Origin of the sequence: Gordonia polyisoprenivorans NBRC 16320 = JCM 10675, assembly GCF_000241325.1 — a bacterium.
In the GTDB taxonomy this organism is placed as follows: Bacteria; Actinomycetota; Actinomycetes; order Mycobacteriales; family Mycobacteriaceae; genus Gordonia; species Gordonia polyisoprenivorans.
Map to the genome: position 1 here is coordinate 1 of NZ_BAEI01000058.1, position 4,583 is coordinate 4,583.

The following is a 4,583-nucleotide window of genomic DNA, read 5'->3' on the forward strand; positions in this document are numbered from 1 at the left end:
AATCTGCCGATCACCTTGGACGGTGACGCGGGTGATCAACTGTTCGGTGGATTGAGCGACGGTGACCAGGTCGTCGTTGGACAGCCCGGTCAAATCATCGGTGGCCAGCGAATCAACCACACGGTGGGCGAGGGCAAGTTTCTGGGCGGTCGACAACCCCGACACGTCCGGCAGTGCGTCGTCGGGTAACGCGGTGTCGACCATGATTGTCACCCCCCGGCGCTAGCGAACACGTGTTTGTGTGATGTTGTGTTCGAGTGTATGCCGGGTTTGTCGGGTTGGCAAGAGGTTGTCGAAAGTTTTTTCGGGTGAGTCTTCGTTGGGTTCCAGCGTCGGTTCGGCTCGGTCTCGAGGCTCGGCGCCTGGGGCGCCTCGCACCTCGACCACCGAGTGGGGAGGTTTGGTGCGTCACGGGTCGGGCGCTGCTACCGCCGATGGGGGAGTGCCTCGACCACCAGGTGGCCTCAGCCGCCGTAGCGTTCGGTGAGTTTGTCGCGCACCGTGGACGACAGGTGCTCGGTGTCGGGTCCTACGCCGATGCCGGCGGGCGATTGCTCGTCGATGTCGACCGGGGCGGGCGCGGTAGTTGTTCCGGCTGCTGCGCGCAGTTCCTCGCGCATGCGTTTGCGGCGTTCGGATCGCGTCAGCAGATGTGGGGCCGTCTCGGGTTGTGCGGCAACGTCGAGCCCGGTGGTGTCGTCGGGGGTCGTCGGGTCGGGACCGGCGGCGGCCTCGGCCGCGTGGGCCTTCTTGGCGGCGGAGGCGCGCCGACGCTGACGAATCTCGGAGTAGATGAAATAGCCGGCTCCCAGCGGTGCCATCACACCGAAGGCCAGCCACTGCAGGCCGTAGGAGAGGTAGGGGCCCGAATCCAGTTGTGGCAGTGGGATCTCGCCGAGTGAGCCGGGTTGATTCGGCGACAGCTGCAGATAGAACGGGTCCATCGGGGTGCCGGTCGCCTTGGCCAGCTGGGTCGGGTCGACCGTGTACATGGTCAGCGCGTTGCTCTCGGTCCGCGCGCCGCGGCCTTCCGATGTACCCTCCGAAGCCCGGATGCGGGCGTTGATGGTCGTCTCACCCGTCGGGGGCGCAGGGATCGCGGGCGTGTTGCTCTGGTCCGGGCGAACGTAGCCGCGATCGATCGCCAGGACGCGATCTGTGCCCGCGATGCGGAACGGGGTGAGGACCTCGATGGCCGGCCGCTCGTCGACCGAACGCAGGCGGACGAGGGCCTGGTCATCGACGAGGTAGGTTCCGGTCATCGTCACCTCGCGCCACTCGGTCGAGGGAACGAATCCCTTTCCGGCGGGGGCCACCTCGTTGATCGGTACCGGCGCAGTGCCGACGGCACTCTTGATCAGATGGTTGCGCTCCGACGTCGCGGAGTTCTTACCGAGCTGCCATGGGGCGAGCACCATGAAACATGCCGCCGCGAATGCGACGACAACGATGATCAGGGCGATCCACCCCGGTCGTATGTTTCGCAGCGCGCGCATAGGACAACGGTACCTAGTGGGCAACCGTCACAGCAGCCCCGGCTGCGTCTGGTGACGGTATGCCGGATTCGGCCGTGACGTGCGCCGCAGTACCCGATCACGGCAGCACCGGCGTCGGCTCAGCCGGTGGCGCCGTCGAGGTGTTCGCGGGCCCACTGGAGCAGGCCCGGTACCGCGGCCTCGATCTGCTCGCGGGTGACGGCGAAATCGTCGGCGTTGCCGTAGTACGGGTCGGACAGATCCAGATCGTCGCCCGCGTCGGGATCGAAGCTGCGCAACAGTCGGGTGCGCTCGCCCAGTCGTTTGCGTTCGAGTTCCTTGACGTGTCCGGCGTCGGCGGCGACGAACAGGTCGGCACCGATGTGATCGGGCCCGAGCTGATCGGCCACGTGCGCGTCGGAGTAGCCGTGTGCCAGCAGCTCCGTGCGCGCGCGGTTGTCGGCCGCCTCGCCGACATGCCAGCCGCTGGTACCGCAGCTGCTCACCTCGACGCGGTCGGCGAGCCCCGCGTCACACAGCGCCTTGGCAAAGATGTTCTGCGCCATCGGCGACCGGCAGATGTTGCCGGTGCAGACGAAACAGATGTGTAGTTGATCAGACACCGAGTACCTCGCGCAGATCTGACATCGAATCGACGCTCCATGCCGCAGCGTCGCGCTCCCCGGCCAGAGCGTAACCCCATCCGACGAGGATCGTCGGGATGCCGAATCGGGCTGCGCCCTCGACATCGTGGGATCGGTCGCCGATCATCACCGCCGGACGAGCGGGTCGGTGTGTGTGCGGGTCGAGCGATATGTCCAATTGTGCCAGTGCATGGGCGATCACGTCGGGTTTGTGGCGGCGGGTTCCGTCGTCGCTGGCGCCGGCGATGACGCGGAAGTGGCCGGCGAGTCCGAAGTGGTCGAGGATGGCGCGCGCGGTCGTCTGGTTCTTCGACGTCGCCACGGCCAGCGTCCGACCCGACGCGCCGAGATCGCCGAGGAGTGTGTCCATGCCGTCGAACACCGAGTTCTCCAGCCAGCCGACGTCGACGTAACGGGCGCGATACGCGCGCATCGCCTCGTTCGCGGTGGCTTCGTCGAGCCCGAGCTCGCGCAAGGTGTCGATCATCGGCGGTCCGGCGATCCCGGCGACCACCGCCTCGGGTGCCGGTGGCGCGCCGACAGCGGTCAGGGCGTGCCGAAAACTGTTGGCGATCCCGGTGAAACTGTCGGTGATCGTCCCGTCGAGATCGACGAGCAGAACGGTGTCGGGATCAGTGGGGTCTGGTCGGGACATCACCAACCCATGGTGCACGTAGGCTCAGTCGGTATGACATCCGGGCTGCATGCGCTCGACCGGCACGGCGACCGGGACAGCACCGCGGGCATGCTCGATTTCGCCGTCAATGTTCGTGGGGCCGCACCGCCGTTCGTGCAGGCGGCCATCGCCTCCACCCTTGACGACCTGGCCCGATACCCGACGACCGACCAGACCGATCACACCACCGGGATCATCGCCGACCTGCACGGCCGTCCCACTGACGAGGTGATGCTCCTCGCCGGCGCCTCCGACGGTTTCGAGCTGCTGCCGAAACTGGGTGTGGCACATGCGGCCCTGGTGCAGCCGTCGTTCACCGAACCGGAACTCGTGTTGCGGGCCGCGGGGATTCCGATCACGCAGGTCATCGGCCGGCCCGACACGCCGCTGGCCGACCTTGCCGCCGACATCCCCGACGACGCCGATCTCGTGGTCGTCGGCAATCCCACGAATCCGACGTCGGTGCTGCACCCCGCGGAGTCGATCGACGCGCTTCGTCGTCCCGGACGCCTCGTGGTCGTCGACGAGGCGTTCGCCGATCTGACCCTCGACCCGGTGACCGGGGCGCGCGAACCGCAGTCGCTGGCCGACCGGCGAGTCGACGACGTCATCGTGATACGCAGTGTCACCAAGACTTTCGGATTGGCCGGACTGCGCGCCGGTTACCTGCTCGCGGCGCCCGAGGTGATCGAACGGGCGGCGGCCGGGCGCCGCGCCTGGCCACTGTCCACGCCTGCGCTCGCCGCGCTGGCCGCCTGTTGCGGACCCGACGGGCAACGCTTCTGCTCCGAGCAGGCCGAGCTCGTCGCCATCGAACGCGACCATCTGCTCGCGCGACTCGCCGAGGTCGGCGTGATCCCGTGCGCGCCGCCCGCGGCGCCGTTCGTGCTCGTCGAGATGCCCGGTGCACTGGCGGTGCGAGAAAGCCTGCGGGGCCAGGGGATCGCGGTGCGCAGTTGCGCGAACTTCGTCGGACTGTCCGACGACCACCTGCGGTTGGCGGTGCGCCCGGCGGCACAGGTCGATCGGCTGGTCACGGCGCTCGACCGGGCGCGAGAGGAGATCACCGTTGGCAGCGCATGAGCACACGGGTCACGGTCCGAGCGAGGTGAGTGTCGCCGATGTGGTGGCGGTGCTGGAGGCCGCGTATCCGCCGCGCCTGGCGGAGAGCTGGGACGCCGTCGGGCTGGTATGCGGGGACCCGAGCGAACCGGCCGGGCCGATCCTGGTGTGCGTCGATGTCACCGACGACGTGGTCGCCGTCGCATGTGCGCAGGGTTACCGGATGATCGTGGCGCATCACCCGTTGCTGCTTCGGGGTGTGGAGTCGGTCGCCGCCGACACACACAAGGGCCGCATCGTCCACCGGCTCATCAGGGCCGGCATCGCCCTGTTCACCGCCCACACCAACGCCGACAAGGCCGATCCCGGTGTGTCCGACGCGCTCGCCTCCGCACTAGGACTGCAAGATGTCGCTCCGATCGATCCCGAACCGCTGGCGCCCGTCGACAAATGGGTGGTGATGGTGCCCGAGGGCAACGCCGAACAGGTCAGCGAGGCCATGTTCGCCGCGGGGGCCGGAGCGATCGGTGACTATCGCGACTGCGCGTGGTCGGTGGTCGGCGTCGGACAGTTCGAGCCGACCCCGGGCGCCAATCCGACCATCGGTGAGATCGGGCAGCGGGAGCGCGTGGACGAAGCGCGCGTGGAGATGGTCGCCGCCCGAGGGCTGCGGGCTGCGGTCCTCGCCGCGTTGCGCGACTCCCACCCGTACGAGGAACCTGCCTT

The 4,583-nt window shown here is 68.2% G+C and carries 5 protein-coding genes and 1 pseudogene; 2 read left to right on the plus strand and 4 right to left on the minus strand.

Annotation, left to right across the window (positions count from 1 at the left end):
- The 4 genes and pseudogenes from GOPIP_RS14530 to GOPIP_RS14545 all read right to left on the minus strand — a co-directional run.
- Positions 1-204: pseudogene (locus tag GOPIP_RS14530) on the minus strand (HNH endonuclease); the annotation flags it as partial.
- Positions 205-464: 260 nt separating this feature from the next.
- The gene (locus GOPIP_RS14535) at positions 465-1,496 is read right to left on the minus strand and encodes an SURF1 family cytochrome oxidase biogenesis protein (RefSeq protein WP_006370459.1); all 1,032 of its coding nucleotides are present in this window, start codon (positions 1,494-1,496) and stop codon (positions 465-467) included.
- Between the two features lie 119 nt (positions 1,497-1,615).
- On the minus strand, positions 1,616-2,098 hold the full coding sequence (locus tag GOPIP_RS14540) for a low molecular weight protein-tyrosine-phosphatase (protein WP_006370460.1): 483 nt from the start codon (positions 2,096-2,098) through the stop codon (positions 1,616-1,618).
- Positions 2,091-2,774, minus strand: coding sequence for an HAD hydrolase-like protein (locus GOPIP_RS14545; RefSeq protein ID WP_006370461.1), 684 nt, complete (start codon positions 2,772-2,774; stop codon positions 2,091-2,093). The genes GOPIP_RS14540 and GOPIP_RS14545 overlap by 8 nt, the downstream gene beginning before the upstream one ends.
- A 33-nt stretch (positions 2,775-2,807) precedes the next feature.
- Here GOPIP_RS14545 and cobC point away from each other — a divergent pair, with 33 nt between their 5' ends.
- Together cobC and GOPIP_RS14555 are read left to right on the plus strand one after the other, a co-directional pair.
- On the plus strand, positions 2,808-3,878 hold the full coding sequence (gene cobC, locus GOPIP_RS14550; RefSeq protein WP_006370462.1) for an Rv2231c family histidinol phosphate aminotransferase CobC: 1,071 nt from the start codon (positions 2,808-2,810) through the stop codon (positions 3,876-3,878).
- Between the two features lie 25 nt (positions 3,879-3,903).
- Positions 3,904-4,583: Nif3-like dinuclear metal center hexameric protein (locus tag GOPIP_RS14555; RefSeq protein ID WP_035728092.1), on the plus strand; the 680-nt coding region annotated here is incomplete at its 3' end.